Source organism: Streptosporangium sp. NPDC003464, from assembly GCF_053588315.1.
The window spans coordinates 1-17,916 of record NZ_JBSFPS010000076.1; the positions used below are offsets into that span (position 1 = coordinate 1).

The following is a 17,916-nucleotide window of genomic DNA, read 5'->3' on the forward strand; positions in this document are numbered from 1 at the left end:
CCAGGATGAGCGTGGCGGCGGGCTCGCCGGTGGAGACGGACTCGGGCCGCAGGGTCATCGCCTCCGGCGAGGCCAGGAACAGGCCGACGCCGCCGTCCGTGACGGCGGGGACGAGGATCCTCGACGCCTGGGCCGCGTACGACACCGTGCTCTTGCGCCCGTCCAGCACCCAGCCACCGCCGTCCCTGCGGGCGGTCACGGCGGGTGCGGCGCCGAGGTCGCGGCCGGGCTCGCGCAGCGCGGAGGTCAGCACCAGCCCGCCCTCGGCCAGGGGGGCCAGCGCCTCGCGCTGCTCGCGGGAGCCGTACCGGGCGACGGCCAGCGCCGCGACGAGGCTCTGCTGGACGGGGACCGGGGCCACGTGCGCGCCGACCTCCCGCAGGAGGACCGCCATCTCGACCGGCCCGAGCCCGGCGCCGCCCGCCTCCTCCGGCAGGCACGCGCCCAGCAGCCCGGCCTGGGCCAGGGAGCTCCACAGCCGCGCGTCGTACGGCGCGCCGCTTGCCTCATGGGCCTCCAGCCTGCCGGCGCTCACCTCCCGGTCGAGGAGCTCCGCCGCGAGTTTGCGCAGGTCACTCTGGGTCTCATCAAGATTGAAGTCCACTAGCGCTCCAGGGGGTGCCGCCGGCCGTGCCGGACGAACTCGTCGTCGATCTCGGTGATGTCGTCGGGGGTCAGCGGCCGCCATCCCGGCTGTCCCGGGGGCCGCCACCAGACGGGGTCGCCGGTGTGCCAGCCCTCCGCGGCGAGGACCCGCTTGACGACCTTGTTCGAAGCGGTCTGCGGCAACTCCTTACATATGCGGATATATCGAGGTATGGCCTTGGGGCCGAGGTCCCTCCGGCCGGCCAGGAAGCCCGCGAAGGCCCCCTGGTCGAAGTCGCCGTCGAGCACCAGGGCCGCCATGACCTGGTCTCCCGCCGCCGCGTCGGGCACCGGGTAGACGGCCGCCTCGATCACGCCGGGGAACTCGCGGACGACCGCCTCGACCGGCGCGACCGCCAGGTTCTCCCCGTCCACCCGGAGCCGCTCGGTGCCGCGCCCGGCGAAGAAGACATGGCCCCGCGCGTCGGCGTAGGCCAGGTCGCCCGACCAGAACACGCCCTCCCGGATCCGCTCGCGGTCGGCCTCGGGGTCGTCGTAGTAGCCGTCGAACAGGCCCGGCCCCTCGGTGTTGACCAGCTCCCCGATCGCCTCGTCCCCGTTGAGCAGCCGGCCGTCCTCGATGACGGCGGCCGGGCATCTGCGCCCGCTGGACGGGTCGCGGATCTCGATGCCGTCGGGCAGCCTGCCCAGGCAGCCGGGCGGTCCCGCCGGGTCGGGGGTGATCGCGATCGCGGTCTCGGTGGAGCCGAACGCGTCGATGACGTGGCATCCGAACCGTTCGCCGAACCGCCGGACCGCGGTGGCGCTCCCCTCGTTGCCGAAGGCGATCCGGAGCGTGCCGTCCCGGTCGCCGGGCTCCGGCGGGGTGGACAGGACGTAGGAGAGCGCCTTGCCGACGTAGTGCAGGTAGGTGACCCCGTAGCGCCTGACGTCGGGCATCAGCCCGGAGGCGGAGAACCTCCGCCGGAGCACCAGCGCCGCCCCCGACGCCACCGCCGGGGCGTAGGCCGCCATGACGGCCCCGGAGTGGAACAGCGGCATGGAGCAGTAGACGACGTCCTCGGGCGAGAGCATCGCCGCCAGGCTGACCCCGGGGACGGCGATCTTCCGCTGGGTGACCCGCACCGCCCGGGGCCGGCCCGAGGTCCCCGAGGTGAAGATCAGCATGACCAGCCCGTCCTCACCCGCCGGCGCGGCCCCCGGGGAGCCGTCCTGCGCGGAGCCGGTCCGGGCGCCCCCGTCCCGCGCGGGGCCGGCGCGGGCGGAACCGGCGCGGGCGGGAGGCGGCGCCGTACCGCGGAGTCCGGCGATCTCCGCGGCGAGCTCCGCGTACGCGGGTCCGTGGACGATGAGGTCGGCGTGGGTGGCGTCCGCGTCACGGGCGAGCTCGGCGGCGCTCCTGGTCGTGTTCAGCGCGACGAGCACGTGGCCGGACAGGGCGGCGCCACCCAGCAGGAACAGCATCTCGGGGACGTTGTCGAACAGCGCCCCGACGTGCGCGGCCCGGCCCAGGGTGTCCATCCAGGCGCCCCTGGCCCGGCACTCCGCGACGTATTCGCGCCAGCTCCACACCTGGTCCTCGAACAGGAGGCCGGGCCGGTCGTCCCCGGCCCGCCGCTCCAGCAGCTCCGCCAACGTCTTCCCGGACATCACGCCTCCCAGCGATGAGGCTCAGGCCAGCCGTTCCGAAAAGTAGAACAGATTCTATTATCTGTCCATAGGGAATCTGTGGCAATAAGTCATCACATACACCGACGTAGCGCATATCCCATGTAAGGACGGGCCGCGCTTGTGACTGGCGAGTAACTCATCGGAGCAACCGGAAATCAGATAACGTGTTCTCATGCGTACCCCGCATGCGACCACCGAGGCGCCGGTCGCCTCGCGCCTCCCCACCCCGCCGGCCCCGGGCGCCGCCGGACCGGCCAAGACCAAGGGGGCACCTGGCGTGCAGAGCGAATCGGCCTCCACCGGCGTCCGCACCCGGAGCCAGCACCAGCGGCGCAAGCGCATCGTCCAGGCCGCCGCCGCCCTCGCCTCCCGCGGCGGCGTCGAGGCCATGCAGATGCGCACCGTGGCCGAGCGGGCGGGGGTCGCCCTCGGCACCCTCTACCGCTACTTCCCCTCCAAGATGGATCTGGTGGTCGCCGTCGTCGGCGAGGAGATCGACCTCCTCGAGAGCAGCATCGAGCGCCGCCCGCCCAGCGCCACCACGGCCTCGGGCCGGGCCGTCGACATCCTGATGCGCGCCACCCGCGGCCTGATGCGCGAGCCGGAGCTCGCCGACGCGCTCATCCGCTCACTGATCATGGCCGAGGTGGACACCCCGTTCGGCGACCGCATGGCGAGCCTGCTGCTGCGCGTGGCCGCCGACGAGCTCACCGCGGAGACCGCCACCGAGGAGCAGTTCGCCCTCGCCGGCTCCCTGGCCAGCGTCTGGGTGCACGAGCTGCTGGAGATGCTCCGCGGCCGGCGCACCTACGAGCAGATCCAGCGCCGCATCGAGATCGCCGCCATCCGCCTGCTCGCCGACTTCCAGCCGCCTTCTTCCGCCTGAAAATAGAACGCGTTACAGTCGCAGTCGGAAGACGACCAGAGCGACGTTCTAGAGCGACGCGCCGAGGGACCGGCTCGCGGGCGCCGGGACCCGGCCGCCAGGCGAGGAGATCGTATGGGTGCAGTGATCGTCGAGGCCGTGCGGACCCCGATCGGCAGGCGTAACGGCTGGCTGGCGGGGCTGAAGCCGCTGGCGCTGCTCGCGGCGGCGCTGAACGGCCTGGTGGACCGGTCGGGGATCGACCCGGCGGCCGTGGAGCAGGTGTTCGCCGGATGCGTCACCCAGGCGGGCGAACAGGGCGGGCACGTCGGGCGGCACGCCTGGCTCTACGCCGGCCTGCCGTACCAGACGGGCGTGACCACGGTCGACGCGCAGTGCGGCTCCTCCCAGCAGGCCGTGCACCTGGTCGCCGCCCTCATCAACTCGGGCGTCATCGACGCCGGCATCGCCTGCGGCGTCGAGGTGATGAGCCGCGCCCCGCTCGGCAGCAACGTGCTCCCGGCCCGGCCCCGGCCCGACGACTGGGCCGTCGACCTGCCCGACCAGTTCACCGCCGCCGAACGGATCGCCCAGCGGCGCGGGCTGACCCGCGAGCGGCTCGACCGGTTCGGCGCCCGGTCCCAGCGGCTGGCCGCCGAGGCGTGGGCCGAGGGCCGGTTCGACCGGGAGATCGTCGGGGTGACCGCGCCCGTCCTCGGCGAGGACGGGCGGCCGACCGGCGAGAGCCGCACCGTGGACAGGGACCAGGGACTGCGCGAGACGACCGCCGAGACGCTGGCCGGGCTCAAACCGGTGCTGGACGGCGGCATGCACACCGCGGGCACCGCCTCGCAGATCTCCGACGGCGCGGCGGCGGTGCTGCTGATGAGCGAGGAGGCCGCCGCCCGGCACGGCCTGCGCCCCCGGGCCCGCATCCTCGCCCAGGCGCTCGTCGGCGCCGAGCCGTACTACCACCTGGACGGTCCGGTGGACGCCACCGCCAAGGTCCTGTCCGCCACGGGCATGACCGTCGCGGACATCGATCGGTTCGAGGTAAACGAGGCGTTCGCCTCGGTCGTCCTCTCCTGGGCGTCGGTGCACGGGCCGGACATGGACCGGGTCAACCCGGGCGGCGGCGCCATCGCGCTCGGCCACCCGGTCGGCGCGACCGGTTCCCGGCTGATCACCACCGCCCTGCACGAGCTGGAGAGGTCCGACTCCTCCACCGCGCTGGTGTCGATGTGCGCGGGCGGGGCGCTCGCCACCGCGACCGTTCTCGAACGGCTGTGAGAGCGGTCGCCGGGCGGCGGGGAGAGACCTCGACCGGGAAAGACCGTGAGACGACGGCGGCCGCGAGACAGCGGCGGCCGTGAAAGAACGAGGAGCACCACATTTGAGATCCCGCCGCAGGCCCTACAGCGAGCAGCGCCCGACCGACGTCGGCGGCGGGGTGTGGAGCGTGCCCGTCCCGATCCCCGGCAACCCGCTCGGCTACACGCTGGTCTACGCCGTCGAGTCCCCCGCCGGGCCGGTGCTGGTCGACGCGGGCTGGAACCACCCAGAGGCCTGGCTGGCGCTGCGGGACGGGCTGGCCGCCGTCGGCATGGACGTCCGCGAGGTCCGGGGGGTGGTGGTCACCCACTTCCACCCCGACCACGCCGGGCTGGCCGGCCGGGTCCGGGAGGAGTCGGGGGCGTGGATCGCCATGCACGAGGCCGACGTCGCGCTGGTCAAGCTCATCCGCGACATCGACGAGGGCGCGCATCGCGCCTTCCAGGCCGACATGCTGCGCCGGGCGGGGGCCACCGGGGGCGAGGTGGCGGAGGTGACGGCGGAGCGGCCGCAGCCGCCCGCGCTGCCCGACCGGACGCTCGGCGACGGCGACCTGGTCGACCTGCCCGGCCGCGCGCTCCGTACGGTCTGGACCCCCGGCCACACCCCGGGCCACATCTGCCTGCACCTGGAGGACACCGGCCGGCTCTTCACCGGCGACCACGTGCTGCCGGGCATCACCCCGCACATCGGCGTCTACCCCTACGACCGCACCGACGTGGACCCGCTCAGCGACTTCCTGGACTCGCTGGCGAAGGTGGCGGGCCTGGGCTCGCTCGAAGCCCTGCCCGCTCATGAGTGGATATTTCAAGACACGGCGGCCCGGGCGGTGGAGATCCGCACGCACCACGAGGAGAAACTCCTACGGCTCGCCGCCCTGCTGGCCGAGGCGGGCGAGCCCCTCACCATCTGGGAGACCGCCGGCCGGATGACCTGGAACCGGCCCTGGGAGGAGCTCCCGGCGATGCTGAGGGGGATGGCCGCCGGAGAGGCCGCGGCCCATCTGCGCACCTTGGAGGTCCGAGGTGTGATCCGCCGCACGGCGGAGGTGGGACCGGTCCGCTACGCCCTACACTCTTAGACATCCGATGTCTGAGGGACCCGAGGATGGTGAAGCGTGGCGGTCACCGACGCCGCTATCGACAGGATCAAGCAGATGATCCTCGCGGGCGAGCTCGCCCCGGGCAGCAGGCTGCCGAAGGAGGCCGACCTGGCCGAGCGGCTCGGCCTGTCGCGCAACTCCCTGCGCGAGGCCGTCCGCGCCCTCGCCCTGATCAACGTGCTGGACGTGCGCCAGGGTGACGGCACCTACGTGACCAGCCTGGAGCCGCGGCTCCTGCTGGACGCGATGTCGTTCGTGGTGGACTTCCACCAGGACGACACCGTGCTGCAGTTCTTCCAGGTCCGGCGGATCCTCGAACCGGCGGCGACCGCGATGGCGGCCACGCGGATGACCGAGTCCGAGGTCGCCGAGCTGCGCAAGATCCTCTCCGAGCTGCCCGCCGACCCCAGCGTCGAGCAGCTCGTCGCCAACGATCTGGAGTTCCACCAGCGCATCGCGGCGGGCTCGGGCAACGCGGTGCTGTGCTCTCTCATAGAGAGCCTGTCGGGCCCCACCACCAGGGCCCGGATCTGGCGGGGGCTGACCCAGGAGAACGCCCTGGAGAAGACCCGCGAGCAGCACGCCGCGATCTGCGACGCCATCGCCGCCCGGCAGCCCGAGGTCGCCCGCGCCTGGGCGACCGTCCACATCGCCGGGGTCGAGGAGTGGCTCCGCAACGCCCTCGCCTGAACCGATCCCCCACCAGAAAAGATCACAAAGTCGTACTCTTGGGGCGGACCGCTCCCGCGACCACGAGGATGACCCGATGCAGCCACTCGACGGAGCCGATCTCAGGGTGGTCGCCGCCCTGCAGGTGAACGGGCGGGCCACCTGGGACCGGATCGGCCGGGTGCTGCGGGAGCCCACCCGCAACGTGGCCCGGCGGGCGGGCCGGCTGATGGAGTCGGGTGTGCTCTCGGTGATCGGACTGGTCGACGACCGGCGGCTGGACTCGGCGCTGCTCCGGGTGCGCTGCCGTCCCGGATCGGCCGTCGAGGTGGGGACGGCCCTGGCCGAGCTGCCCCAGACCCGGTCCGTCACGCTGCTGTCCGGCCCGGTGGACTGCGCGGCGGAGCTCTCGGCGGCCGACGACACGCTGGTGGACCTGCTCCTGCGGGACATCCCGGCGATCGACGGGGTGCTGGGGAGCACCGCGTATCCGGCGTTGAAATACTTCAGCACGCCCCTCGACTGGCATCTGGGCGTGCTCACCCCGCAGGAGGCCGAGGGGCTGCGCGAGCAGTGGCACGCCCCGCCGGAGCGCTCCCCGCGCCCGGGCGAGGAACCCTCCGCCGACGACGAGCGGATCATCGCGGCGGTGGTCACCGACGGCCGCGCCACCCACGCCGAGGTCGCGCTGGCCGCCGGGATCAGCGAGTCGACCGCCCGCCGCCGCCTGGACGCCCTGCTCCGCAGGGGCATCCTGCGCATCCGCGCCGAGATCGAGCCCGCGTGCCTGGGACTGCCGGCCGAGGCCGTGCTCTGGCTGCGGGTGGCCGGCGACGAGGTGGACGCGGTGGGGCGCGCGCTGGCCGCCCGTCCGGAGGTCAGATTCGCCATGGCCGTGGCCGGCGACCACCAGTTGGTGGCGCAGGTCGCCCTGCCCGGCCGGCCGGAGCTGTACGAGTTCCTGCGCGAGATCGGCGGGCTGCCGGGCATCATGGCCGTCGAGACGGCCATGATGCTCCGCACGTTCAAGCGCGCCTTCCTGATCAAGCGGGACTGCCGGGTGGAGCGCTGGGCCGGGCCGGTCGGCTAGGGCCCGTATCGCGGTTTGCGATTCTTGCCAGCGGCCCACCTAGCATGGGGCCTCGTGGACATCACGAGGCTCCCCGCCGAAGCGCGGGCCAGACGTTCCGCGGAGATGCGGGGGTTCCTGCGGTCGCGACGGGCCCGAGTGACCCCGGCCGACGTCGGCATGGCCGTCGGTGACGTCCGTTCGCGCCGTACCCCCGGGCTGCGTCGCGAGGAGGTCGCGGTACTCGCAGGGGTCGGGGTGTCCTGGTACACGTGGCTGGAGCAGGGTCGCGAGATCAACGTGTCCGGAGAGGTCCTGGACTCGATCGCCCGGGTGCTTCGACTGGACGCTGCCGAACGCGAACACCTCTATCTGCTGGCCGGCTTGAACCCGCCGCAAATGCCGCCGGTGACGGGTCGCCAGGTGCCGGACGGGTTGCGCCGGATGATCGACTCTTGGCTGCCCCGTCCCGCCTACCTGCTTGACCGGCACTGGAACCTGGTGGCCGTCAACCAGGCGGCTGAGTTGGTCTTCGGCTACGGCGAGGACGATCACAACTGTCTGGTCACCTTCTTCGCCGGCACCCTCTACCGGTCGTCGCTGTGTCACTGGCGAGACGCCGCGCAGGCCATCGTCGGCCAGTTCCGGGCGGACGCCGCACGCTACCCCGACGACGCGGAGTTCGGACGGCTCGCCGCGGACATGTGCGCCGTCAGCCCCGAGTTCGCCGAGATCTGGGCCGAGCACGACATCCGCAACGCGACGACCGGCAACAAGACCGTCACACATCCAGATGCCGGGGACCTCACTTTCGACTACACCACATTGACGCTTCCTGATCTTCCGGGCCACCGCCTGATGCTGCACACGCCGGCGGCGGGCACGGACACAGAGCAGCGGCTGGCCACCCTGCTGGGGGCCGCAGTCACGTAGATCGACGAATGGTGCGCTCCGGCAGGGGCTGCGGGCGGCGACATCAAGGAACATCCACGGCCCGAGGGGCCGCGCATGAAGGTGGTGGTGACAGGCCCATGTTCGTCCCGCACTGTTGAGCCTCCGCCTCCCCGCGGAGGATGGGCGCCATGGAGCGATTCACCAACCGCACAGTCCTGATCACCGGCGGCACCTCCGGCATGGGCCTGGCCACCGCCCGCCGCCTGCTCGACGAGGGCGCCTATGTCGTCATCACCGGACGTGATGAATCCCGGCTGGAGCGGGCGGCCGTCCAACTCGACGCCGGGCCACGCCTGCTGACCGTCCGCGCTGACGCTGCGGACCTGGCTGACCTGGATACGCTGATGCGTCGCATCGAGACCTGGCGCGGCAACCTGGACGCCGTCTTCGCCAATGCAGGCACGGGCGTCTTCAAACCCAGCGCCGAACTCACTGAGGCCGACTTCGACCACTCGACCGACGTCAACTTCAAGGGCGTGTACTTCACCGTCCAGAAGGCACTCCCGCTGCTGAAGGAGGGCAGCGCGGTCGTCCTGAACGCCTCGTGGACGCTGTATCGCGGCCTGCCGATCGCCTCCGTCTACTCGGCGACCAAAGCCGCCGTCCACAACCTGGCCCGCACCCTCGGCTCCGACCTGGCCCCGCGCGGCATCCGCGTCAACTCGGTCAGCCCCGGCTATATCGACACCGAGATGTACCGCGGCGCCAACACCGACCCGGAGGCCGACGGCCGCAACGCCGCGCAGGTGCCGCTGGGCACTATCGGGCACGCCGCCGAGGTCGCCGCCGCCGTGGCCTTCCTGGCTTCCGACGACGCCTCCTACATCACCGGGCAGGACCTGGTGATCGACGGCGGCCTGGTCGGCTCCTTCCCCAACCGGTAATCCCAAGAGGAGGAACTGGCCCAGCTCGCGGGAGTGAGCGTTACCCAAGCCTTGCCCGGGGCAACGACACGTCGTGCCGTCGAGGAGCCGACCCAGGTCCTGCACGGAGTCGAGATCAGCGTGATTGCCCGCGTTGTGGCCGGTGGTCCTGGTAGGCCACAGCCATGGCGCGTCTCGGCCTGGCCGGCGGCTCCCGGCGTGGCGGATGACAGACGGCGGATAATCTCCTAAATTGGACAACCCAGTTGCCGGAATCAGCGAGCCAGGTGGTCCGACGTGCCAAGTGACCCGCCGGGTTTCGAGCTGCCGCTACGGCTGTTCCTCGGCTTCCGCGTCCTCATCGACGGAGTCCACGCCGAACTCGCCCGCCAGGGGCACCCCGACCTGCGGCCGATGCACGGCTTCGTCTTCCAGGCGATCGGCCCCGAGGGCACCACGGCCGCCGAGCTTGGCCGCCGGCTGGGGATCTCCAAGCAGGCGGCGGGCAAGACCATCGACTCCCTGGAGCAGCTCGGCTACGTGGAGCGCGGCTCCGACCCGCGTGACGCGCGGCGCAAGGTCATCCGGCTCACCCAGCGCGGTGTCGACTCCCTCGTCCGGTCGGCGCGCATCTTCGACGACCTGCGGGCCCGCTGGGCGGAGGCGCTCGGGGAGGAGCGCCTGCGCGCGCTGGAGACCGACCTGCGCAAGGTCACGCCGTCGGAGGTCTTCCGGCTCGACATCCCCGGCTGGTTCGGCGGCTACTGACCCCTGCCCCCGCCGCCCCGCCCGCGCCTTTTCACCCGCTCCGCCCGCCCCGCGGCGCGCGATGAGCGGCGGGGCCCCGGCCGCTCCCCGCGGGAGCGGGACCGCTCAGGCGATCAGCCCTTCGGCCGCGAGCTCGGCCCAGAGGTCCTCCGGGACGGGCTCCGCGACGAGGCCGGCGTTGCGGGTGACCTCGGCGGCGGACCTCGCGCCGACGACCACCGAGGCGACCGCCGGATGGCGCAGCGGGAAGGCCAGCGCCGCCTGGGGCAGGGTGACGCCGTGGCGCTCGCACACGGCCGCGACGCGGCGGGCACGGGCCAGCAGCGGCTCGGGGGCCGGGGCGTAGTCGTAGGTGCCCGACGGGTCGTGAGTGGCCAGCAGGCCGCTGTTGAACACCCCGGCGGCGACCACCGAGACACCGCGCTCGTCGCACAACGGCAGCAGTTCCTCGGCTCCCGACTGGTCGAGGAGGGTGTGGCGGCCGGCCAGCATGACCATGTCCACGCCGGTCTCGCGGACGAAGCGGGTGAGCATCTCCGCCTGGTTCATGCCGACCCCGACGGCCTTGACGACCCCCTGGTCGCGCAGCTCGGCCAGGGCCGGGTACGCCTCGGAGACGGCCTGCTCCCAGTGGTCGTCGGGGTCGTGGATCAGCACGACGTCGACCGTGTCGAGGCCGAGCCGGACCAGGCTCTCCTCCAGCGACCGCCGGACCCCGTCCCGCGAGAAGTCCCACACCCGGCGCAGGTCGGCGGGGACGTCGAAGCCCTGGCCGTCCCGGCCCACGGGACCGTCGCCGGTGGACGGCACGAGCAGGCGGCCGACCTTGGTGGACAGGGTGTAGGAGTCGCGGGGCCGCCCGGCCAGGGCGGCGCCGAGCCGCCGCTCCGACAGGCCGAGCCCGTAGTGGGGCGCGGTGTCGAACAGGCGGAACCCGGCGTCGTAGGCGGCGTCCACCGCCGCCCGGGCCTCGGCGTCGCTCACGGCGGTGAACAGGTTGCCGATCGGGGCGGCGCCGAAGCCGTACTTGCTCACGGAGAAGGTCATGACCGTCAATCCTGCGCCTTGCCGTAGTCCCTCGGAGGGAGGGTGGTGGTGGTCGGTTCCGTGTCCCGCCGTACGGGCCCGGAGGACCGTGGACGCCCGGGAAGGGGAGCGGTCGCCGTCAATCCTGCGCCTTGCCGCCGGCGAGGCGGCTGATCATCAGGGCGATCAGGATGATCGAACCGTAGACCAGCTGCTTCCACTCGCCGGGGACGCCCTTCAGCGTCAGGATGTTCTCCACCAGGCCGATCACCAGGACACCGGTGAGGGCGCCCAGGATCGTGCCCTTGCCGCCGTCCATGCTGACCCCGCCGATGACCGCGGCGGCGAAGGCCATGAAGATCCAGCCGACGCCCTGGTTGGCGCTGATGCCGCCCAGGCGGCCGGTCTCCAGCACTCCGGCGAGCGCGGCGACCACGCCGCCGACGACGAAGACGACCCAGACGACCCGCTCGACCCGGATGCCCGCCGCGCGGGCGGCGTCGGCGTTGCCGCCGATGGCGTAGAGCGAGCGGCCGGCCCGGAAGTAGCCGAGCGCGGCGATGGCCGCGGCGAAGAGCAGGCCGGTGATCCAGATGGACACCGGGACGCCCAGCCAGATGGCGCTGCCGAGGTAGAGGAACGACTCGGGCAGCTCGAACAGGCTCTTGCCCTGGGTGAGTCCGAGCTGGAGGCCGTGGACGACGATCATCATGGCCAGGGTGACGATGAAGGCCGAGAGCTGGAAGCGCATGATCAGGAAGCCGTTGAAGGCGCCGACCAGCCCGCCGATCAGCAGGCAGATCGGGATCGCCAGGATCCCGGGGAGCTCCAGGCCGAACCCACCGGCCGCCACCGGGATGACCAGCATCACCCCCACCGCGGGGGCCATGCCGACGGTGGACTCCAGCGACAGGTCGAACTTGCCGGCGATGAGAATCAGCGCCTCGGCGAGCACCACCAGCGCCAGGGCCGACTGCTGCTGGAGCACGTTGGTCAGGTTGCCGGGGGTGAGGAAGATCGGGTCCACGAAGGACCCGGCGATCAGCAGGACGACGATCACCGGGACCAGCGTGAGGTCGCGGAAGCGCCCGAGCTGGATCCGCCGGCCCGGTGCGGGCGCGGTCGCCACGGGCGTCGTCTTCGTAGTGGTCATCAGTCGTCGATACCTTCCATCGCCGCCACCAGTTCGGTGTCGGTCCAGCCTCGGGGCACGTCCTTCACGACCCTGCCGTGGAACATGACCAGGACCCGGTCGCAGATCCGCAGGTCGTCGAGTTCGTCGGAGACCAGTACGGCTCCGGTCCCCCGGGCCGCCGCGTCCTCCACGGCGCCGAGGAGTGAGTGCTTGGCCTTCACGTCCACCCCGGCCGTCGGGTTGATGACCACGAGCGCCCTGGGGTCGTCGGCGAGCGCCCTGGCCAGCACGACCTTCTGCGCGTTGCCGCCGGACAGGTCGGCCACCGGCTGGTCGGGGCCGGTCGTCTTGATGTCCAGCTCGGCGATCATCCGGGCGCCGTGCGCGCGCCGTCTCGCCGGGGAGATCACGCCGTACCGGCCGAGCTTGTGCGCGATCGGGATGGTGGCGTTCTCGGCGATCGACAGCAGCGGCACGAAGCCCTCGTGGTGGCGGTCCTGGGGGACGAAGCCGAGACCGGCGGCGAGCACGGACGGCACGTCGCCCGGCTTGACCTCGGTGCCGTTGACGGTCACCGCGCCGGTGTCGGCCCGGCGGAGGCCGACCAGGGTCTCGGCCAGGCCGACCTTGCCGCTGCTGCCCGAGCCGGCCAGGCCGACGATCTCCCCGGCCCGGACGGCCAGGTCCACGTTCTCGTAGCGGCCGCCGAGGCTCAGTCCCCGGGCGGCGAGCACGACCGGCGCCGAGGCGTCGGCCGTGCGGGAGCGGTACTCGTAGGCGGCGGTCGTCTCGCCGGTCATCGCGTCGACCAGCCGGTCGTGCGGCAGGTCGCCGACCTGGGCGGTGACGATGTGCCGGGCGTCGCGGAAGACCGAGACGCTCTGGCAGATCTCGTACACCTCCTCCAGGTGGTGCGAGATGAACATCATCGTCACACCCTGCTCCCGGAGCGCCCGCATCCGCTCGAAGAGCCGCTGGATGGCCGGGCCGTCGAGCTGGGCGGTGGGCTCGTCCAGGATGATGAACCGGGCGCCGAACGACAGCGCCCTGGCGATCTCCACGAGCTGGCGCTGCTCGACGCCCAGGTCTCCGGCGAGGATGTCGGCGTCCACGTCCACGCCGTACTGCTCCAGGAGCTGCCTGGCCCGGGTGCGCAGGGCGCCCCACCTGATCGCGCCCCGGTCCGTCTGCCGGTTCAGGAAGAGGTTCTCCGCGACGGTCAGCGTGGGGATGATCGTCGACTTCTGGTAGACGCACGCGACCCGCTGCCGCCAGGCGTCCCGGTCGGCCAGCGGCGGCGCGAGCTCCCCGCCGAAGCGGACCTCTCCCTCGTCGGGGCGCTGCAGCCCGGTCAGGATGGACACCAGCGTGGACTTGCCCGCGCCGTTCCGGCCGACCAGCGCGTGCGTCTCCCCCTCGGTGATGGCGATCCCGGCGCCGTTGAGCGCGGTGGTCGGGCCGAAGCGCTTGGTGATCCCGAGCGCTTCAACCGCCTTAGCAGAAGATGTCATCACTTGACCTGATTGCCCCAGAGATTCTTGTCGTCCACATTCTCCTTGGTCACCAGCGGGGCGGGGAGCTGATCCTCAAGGCCGTTCGGCAGCTGGATGATCGTGCTGTCGTGGTCGGTCGGACCCGGCTGGAAGGTCTTGCCCTCGATCGCGGCCTTGGCGTAGAAGAGCGCGTACTTGGCGTACAGGTCGGCCGGCTGGGAGAGCGTGGCGTCGATCTCACCCTTGCGGATCGCCTCGAACTCCTGCGGGATCCCGTCGTTGGAGATCACGAAGACGTGCTTGGGGTCCTCCGGCGGCGCGATCAGGCCCTTGGCCTTGAGCACCTGCAGAGTCGGGGCCAGGTGGACGCCTCCGGCGTGCATGTAGATGCCCTTGATGTCCGGGTGCTGCTGGAGGCGGGTCTGCAGCATCGAGGCGGCCTTGGTGCCGTCCCACTCGGTCGGCTCCTCGAAGACCGTGATGCCGGGGAACTTCTCCTTCATGCACGCGCCGAACGCCTCGGCCCTGTCCCGGCCGTTGATCGACGACAGCGCGCCCATGAGCTGGACGACCTTGCCCTTGCCCCCCAGTTTCTCGCCGAGGAACTCGCAGGCCTTGGTGCCGTAGGCCTTGTTGTCGGCCCGCACGACCATGAAGACCTTGCCCTTGTCGGGGCGGGTGTCCACCGAGACGACCGGGATGTTCTTGCTCTCCAGGGTCTGCAGCGTGGAGGCGATCGCACCGGTGTCCTGCGGGGCCATGACGACCGCCTTGGCCCCCTGGCCGATCATCGCCTGGGTGTTGGCGACCAGTTTGGCCACGTCGTTCTGGGAGTTGGTCGGCGGCATCAGGTCGACGCCCAGCTCGGCGGCGAGCTGGGGGACGTATTTGTTGTAGGAGTTCCAGAAGTCGGAGTCGGCGCGCGGGAAGTCGATCCCGACCTTGCCGCCCTTGGCTCCGGCGTCGGCGGCGGGCTTGGCGCTGCTGCCGGCGCCGGCGGTCTCCGACGAGCCGCATGCCGAGATCGTGAGGGCGAGCCCGAGCAGTGCCGCGCCTGTCGCCGCAGTTCCGAGTTTCATACCGTTGCCTCGATTCGAAACCATGTGGGGGGTGAAATATTGCTGGGCCGATGTCTCATCCGGCCGTCTGTCCGATCATCTGGCCGCCCGGCGGGGAGGCCGCCCGGCGGCACGTCACCTCAGGTCGCCGGCCGGAGCCTGAGCCCCTGCATGCCCCCGTCGACCGCCAGGACCGTGCCGGTGGTCGAGGCCGCGAGCGGGCTCGCGAGGTAGGCGATCGCGGCCGCGACCTCCTCCGCGCTCACCAGGCGGCCCATCGGCTGGCGTCCCTCCAGGGCCGCCCGCTCGGCCGCCGGGTCGGGCGCCGCGTCGAGCAGGCGCTGGACCCAGGGCGTGTCGGCGGTGCCCGGGTTGACGCAGTTGACGCGGATGCCCTCGCGGACGTGGTCGGCGGCCATCGCCAGAGTGAGCGACTGGATGGCGCCCTTGGAGGCGCTGTAGAGCGCCCGCTGGGGCAGTCCCGCCGAGGCGGCGATCGAGCAGGTGTTGACGATCGCCGCGCTCGCCGAGCGCCGGAGGTACGGCAGGGCCGCCCGGGTCACCCTGACGATGCCGAGGACGTTGACGTCCAGGACTCTGGACCACTCCTCGTAGGGATTGTCCTCGATCGTGCCGGCCGCGCCGATCCCGGCGTTGTTCACCAGGACGTCGAGTCCGCCCATCCGCCCGGCCGCCTCGGCGACCGCCGTACGGACCGCGGTCTCGTCGGTGACGTCCGCCGTGGCCGGGATGAACGGCTCGCCGGGCGGGTTGACGTCCAGGCAGGCCACCGTGGCCCCGCGGGCGGCGAGCAGCGTGGCGGTGGCCAGGCCGATGCCGGAGCCGCCGCCGGTGACCAGGGCGCGCAGGCCGTCGAACTCAGCCATTGAGGGACCTCCAGACCGGGCCGTCGGGGTAGGTGTGGTCGGTGATCGACCGGGGGTGCATGGCGGCTCCGAAGCCGGGCCGGCTCGGCGCGACGTAGGCGCCGTTCTTGATGACCACGGGGTCGGCGAAGTGCTCGTGGAGGTGGTCGACGTATTCGATCACCCGGTTCTCCATCGAGCCGCTGACCGCGACGTAGTCGAACATCGACAGGTGCTGGACCAGCTCGCACAGGCCCACGCCGCCGGCGTGCGGGCAGACCGGGACGCCGAACCTGGCGGCGAGCAGCAGGATCGCGATGTTCTCGTTCACGCCCGCCACGCGGGCCGCGTCGATCTGCAGGTAGGAGATGGCGTCGGCCTGCAGGAGCTGCTTGAAGATCATGCGGTTCTGCACGTGCTCGCCGGTGGCGACCGGGATCGGCGCGATGCCCCGCGCGATGGCGGCGTGGCCGAGCACGTCGTCGGGGCTGGTCGGCTCCTCCACCCAGTGCGGCCGGAACTCCGCCAGGGCGTTCACCCAGGCGATGGCCGACTCCACGTCCCAGCGCTGGTTGGCGTCGACGGCGATGGGGAAGTCGTCGCCGCAGGTGTCGCGTGCGATGCGCATCCGCCGCCGGTCGTCCTCCAGGTCGGCGCCGACCTTCAGCTTGATCTGGGTGAAGCCCTCGGCCATCGCCTCCTTGCACAGGCGGCGGAGCTTGTCGTCGCTGTAGCCGAGCCAGCCGGGCGAGGTGGTGTAGGCCGGGTAGCCGTGCTCCTTCAGGTAGGCGATCCGCTCCTGGCGGCCCGGCTCGGCGGCGCGCAGGATGTCGAGCGCCTCCTGCGGGGTGAGCGCGTCGCTGAGGTAGCGGAAGTCGACCAGCTCGACGAGCTCCTCGGGCGACATCTCGGCCAGCAGCAGCCACAGCGGCTTGCCCGCCCGCCGGGCCTTCAGGTCCCACAGCGCGTTGACCACGGCGGAGATCGCCATGTGCATGACGCCCTTCTCCGGGCCGAGCCAGCGCAGCTGGGAGTCGTGGACCATGTCCTTCCAGAGCCTGCCCAGGTCCTCGACGTCCTTGCCGAGCACGTACGGCTCCAGCGCCTTGATGGCGGCGGTCTGCACCTCGTTGCCCCGGCCGATGGTGAAGGCGAAGCCGTGGCCCTCGGCGCCGTCGTCGGTCCTCAACACCAGGTAGGCGGCCGAGTAGTCCGGGTCCGGGTTCATCGCGTCGGAGCCGTCGAGCTCCAGCGAGGTGGGGAAGCGGATGTCGTAGGTCTCCAGCGCGGTGATGCGGTAGGCGCTCATGCCTGGCCCACCGTCTGCCGCTGCCGGCCCAGACCGTCGATCTCCAGCTCCATGACCTGGCCCGCGCGCAGGTACGGCGTGCCCGGCAGGCCGAGCGCGACGCCGGCCGGGGTGCCGGTGTTGATGACGTCACCGGGCTCCAGGACCATGAACCGGCTGAGGTAGCGGACGGTCTCGGCGACCTGGAAGATCATGTTCTTGGTGCCGCCGTCCTGGTACGGCTCGCCGTCCACCCACAGCCGCAGCCCCAGGGCCTGCGGGTCGGCGATCTCGTCGGCGGTGACCAGCCAGGGGCCGAGCGGGTTGAAGGTCTCGCAGGACTTGCCCTTGTCCCACTGGCCGCCGCGTTCGAGCTGGAACTCGCGCTCGGAGACGTCGTTGGAGATCGCGTAGCCGGCGACCGCCGCGAGGGCCTCCTCGTCGGTCTCCGCGTAGCGGACGGTCCGGCCGATGACGACGGCCAGCTCGACCTCCCAGTCGGTCTTCACGCTGCCTCTGGGGATCAGGACCTCGTCGTAGGGGCCGACGACCGTGTTGGGGGCCTTCATGAAGACGATCGGCTCGGTGGGGATCGCGGCGCCCGTCTCCTCCGCGTGGTCGCGGTAGTTGAGCCCGATGCACACGACCTTCCCGGGCCTGGCGATCGGTGCGCCGATCCGCAGCCCCTCGGCCTCCAGCACGGGCAGCTCGTCCCGCTCCAGCGCCTCGCGGACGCGCGCCACTCCCCCGGAAGCGAGGAAAGCACCGTCGATCTCGGGATCCGAGATTGCACGGAGGTTACCGGCCTGGTCCATGACGGCCGGTCGCTCCTGGCCGACGGGTCCAACTCGCAGCAGCTTCACACCGCACCCTTCAGTCATACATCGGATGTCTTGTTCCGTGATGCTGGAGGACGCCAAAGCCCGATGTCAACCCCTCGCCGAGGGATACATCCGATCCGTTATAGAGGAGAAACCGCAGATGGTGGCCTTATGACGGGATCTTTCCCGACCGACCCCGACCAGTCATCGGATTTAACCGGGACGGGCGGCCGCGTGGCCCATCCTCGGGAACTCCTATGGCGTGGGCGGTTTCGTTGATCTACTGGCTTCAAACATCGGAGGACGAGCCTTGTTACTCCGGGGTTTCGG

General features: G+C 71.7%; 17 protein-coding genes. 8 read left to right on the top strand and 9 right to left on the bottom strand.

The features are described from left to right. On the bottom strand, positions 1–604 hold a 604-nt coding region (locus ACWDS7_RS18685; RefSeq protein ID WP_451930286.1), incomplete at its 3' end, for an acyl-CoA dehydrogenase family protein. Then, positions 604–2,256, bottom strand: coding sequence for a long-chain-fatty-acid--CoA ligase (locus tag ACWDS7_RS18690; protein WP_451930287.1), 1,653 nt, complete (start codon positions 2,254–2,256; stop codon positions 604–606). The genes ACWDS7_RS18685 and ACWDS7_RS18690, both read right to left, overlap by 1 nt. 193 nt (positions 2,257–2,449) lie before the next feature. Between ACWDS7_RS18690 and ACWDS7_RS18695 the strand changes: the two genes are divergently transcribed. From ACWDS7_RS18695 to ACWDS7_RS18730, 8 genes are all read left to right on the top strand, one after another. Further along, a complete protein-coding gene (locus ACWDS7_RS18695) occupies positions 2,450–3,163 on the top strand; it encodes a TetR family transcriptional regulator (protein ID WP_306864614.1) in 714 nt (237 codons plus the stop codon). Positions 3,164–3,277: 114 nt separating this feature from the next. After that, positions 3,278–4,432, top strand: coding sequence for a steroid 3-ketoacyl-CoA thiolase (locus ACWDS7_RS18700; RefSeq protein WP_451930288.1), 1,155 nt, complete (start codon positions 3,278–3,280; stop codon positions 4,430–4,432). 103 nt (positions 4,433–4,535) lie between these two features. Continuing rightward, the gene (locus tag ACWDS7_RS18705) at positions 4,536–5,555 is read left to right on the top strand and encodes an MBL fold metallo-hydrolase (protein ID WP_451930289.1); all 1,020 of its coding nucleotides are present in this window, start codon (positions 4,536–4,538) and stop codon (positions 5,553–5,555) included. Positions 5,556–5,591: 36 nt separating this feature from the next. Continuing rightward, a complete protein-coding gene (locus ACWDS7_RS18710) occupies positions 5,592–6,266 on the top strand; it encodes a FadR/GntR family transcriptional regulator (protein WP_306864610.1) in 675 nt (224 codons plus the stop codon). A gap of 76 nt (positions 6,267–6,342) precedes the next feature. Further along, entirely contained in the window at positions 6,343–7,335 is a 993-nt protein-coding gene (locus tag ACWDS7_RS18715) for an Lrp/AsnC family transcriptional regulator (RefSeq protein ID WP_451930290.1), read from the top strand. A gap of 105 nt (positions 7,336–7,440) precedes the next feature. Further along, positions 7,441–8,247, top strand: coding sequence for a helix-turn-helix transcriptional regulator (locus ACWDS7_RS18720; RefSeq protein ID WP_451930309.1), 807 nt, complete (start codon positions 7,441–7,443; stop codon positions 8,245–8,247). A gap of 149 nt (positions 8,248–8,396) precedes the next feature. Next, complete coding sequence (locus ACWDS7_RS18725) at positions 8,397–9,152, top strand: SDR family oxidoreductase (RefSeq protein ID WP_451930291.1); 756 nt, start codon at positions 8,397–8,399, stop codon at positions 9,150–9,152. A gap of 276 nt (positions 9,153–9,428) precedes the next feature. After that, positions 9,429–9,899 carry a MarR family winged helix-turn-helix transcriptional regulator gene (locus ACWDS7_RS18730; protein ID WP_306864604.1) on the top strand — a complete coding sequence of 157 codons (471 nt, stop codon included), beginning with the start codon at positions 9,429–9,431 and terminating at the stop codon, positions 9,897–9,899. A gap of 105 nt (positions 9,900–10,004) precedes the next feature. Here ACWDS7_RS18730 and ACWDS7_RS18735 read toward each other — a convergent pair whose 3' ends face one another. From ACWDS7_RS18735 to ACWDS7_RS18765, 7 genes are all read right to left on the bottom strand, one after another. Further along, a complete protein-coding gene (locus tag ACWDS7_RS18735; protein ID WP_306864600.1) occupies positions 10,005–10,946 on the bottom strand; it encodes an aldo/keto reductase in 942 nt (313 codons plus the stop codon). Between the two features lie 118 nt (positions 10,947–11,064). Beyond that, positions 11,065–12,078 (bottom strand): ABC transporter permease, encoded by a 1,014-nt coding sequence (locus ACWDS7_RS18740; protein ID WP_451930292.1) that lies wholly within the window; start codon positions 12,076–12,078, stop codon positions 11,065–11,067. Then, a complete protein-coding gene (locus tag ACWDS7_RS18745) occupies positions 12,078–13,571 on the bottom strand; it encodes a sugar ABC transporter ATP-binding protein (RefSeq protein ID WP_451930293.1) in 1,494 nt (497 codons plus the stop codon). Before ACWDS7_RS18745 ends, ACWDS7_RS18740 begins: the two co-directional genes overlap by 1 nt. Beyond that, the gene (locus ACWDS7_RS18750) at positions 13,571–14,632 is read right to left on the bottom strand and encodes a sugar ABC transporter substrate-binding protein (RefSeq protein ID WP_306864592.1); all 1,062 of its coding nucleotides are present in this window, start codon (positions 14,630–14,632) and stop codon (positions 13,571–13,573) included. The genes ACWDS7_RS18745 and ACWDS7_RS18750 overlap by 1 nt, the downstream gene beginning before the upstream one ends. A 119-nt stretch (positions 14,633–14,751) precedes the next feature. Continuing rightward, complete coding sequence (locus ACWDS7_RS18755; protein WP_451930294.1) at positions 14,752–15,498, bottom strand: SDR family NAD(P)-dependent oxidoreductase; 747 nt, start codon at positions 15,496–15,498, stop codon at positions 14,752–14,754. Next, positions 15,491–16,786 carry an L-fuconate dehydratase gene (locus tag ACWDS7_RS18760; RefSeq protein ID WP_451930295.1) on the bottom strand — a complete coding sequence of 432 codons (1,296 nt, stop codon included), beginning with the start codon at positions 16,784–16,786 and terminating at the stop codon, positions 15,491–15,493. The genes ACWDS7_RS18755 and ACWDS7_RS18760 overlap by 8 nt, the downstream gene beginning before the upstream one ends. Further along, the gene (locus tag ACWDS7_RS18765; RefSeq protein ID WP_451930296.1) at positions 16,783–17,580 is read right to left on the bottom strand and encodes a fumarylacetoacetate hydrolase family protein; all 798 of its coding nucleotides are present in this window, start codon (positions 17,578–17,580) and stop codon (positions 16,783–16,785) included. Before ACWDS7_RS18765 ends, ACWDS7_RS18760 begins: the two co-directional genes overlap by 4 nt. Positions 17,581–17,916 lie beyond the last annotated feature (336 nt).

Coding starts and splice junctions, on each gene's coding strand:
- ACWDS7_RS18725 (WP_451930291.1), top strand. CDS start 8,397: ATGGAGCGATTCACCAACCGCACAGTCCTGATCACCGGCGGCACCTCC.
- ACWDS7_RS18695 (WP_306864614.1), top strand. CDS start 2,450: ATGCGTACCCCGCATGCGACCACCGAGGCGCCGGTCGCCTCGCGCCTC.
- ACWDS7_RS18720 (WP_451930309.1), top strand. CDS start 7,441: ATGCGGGGGTTCCTGCGGTCGCGACGGGCCCGAGTGACCCCGGCCGAC.
- ACWDS7_RS18690 (WP_451930287.1), bottom strand. CDS start 2,256: ATGTCCGGGAAGACGTTGGCGGAGCTGCTGGAGCGGCGGGCCGGGGAC.
- ACWDS7_RS18715 (WP_451930290.1), top strand. CDS start 6,343: ATGCAGCCACTCGACGGAGCCGATCTCAGGGTGGTCGCCGCCCTGCAG.
- ACWDS7_RS18700 (WP_451930288.1), top strand. CDS start 3,278: ATGGGTGCAGTGATCGTCGAGGCCGTGCGGACCCCGATCGGCAGGCGT.
- ACWDS7_RS18745 (WP_451930293.1), bottom strand. CDS start 13,571: ATGACATCTTCTGCTAAGGCGGTTGAAGCGCTCGGGATCACCAAGCGC.
- ACWDS7_RS18755 (WP_451930294.1), bottom strand. CDS start 15,498: ATGGCTGAGTTCGACGGCCTGCGCGCCCTGGTCACCGGCGGCGGCTCC.
- ACWDS7_RS18765 (WP_451930296.1), bottom strand. CDS start 17,580: ATGGACCAGGCCGGTAACCTCCGTGCAATCTCGGATCCCGAGATCGAC.
- ACWDS7_RS18760 (WP_451930295.1), bottom strand. CDS start 16,786: ATGAGCGCCTACCGCATCACCGCGCTGGAGACCTACGACATCCGCTTC.
- ACWDS7_RS18750 (WP_306864592.1), bottom strand. CDS start 14,632: ATGAAACTCGGAACTGCGGCGACAGGCGCGGCACTGCTCGGGCTCGCC.
- ACWDS7_RS18740 (WP_451930292.1), bottom strand. CDS start 12,078: ATGACCACTACGAAGACGACGCCCGTGGCGACCGCGCCCGCACCGGGC.
- ACWDS7_RS18735 (WP_306864600.1), bottom strand. CDS start 10,946: ATGACCTTCTCCGTGAGCAAGTACGGCTTCGGCGCCGCCCCGATCGGC.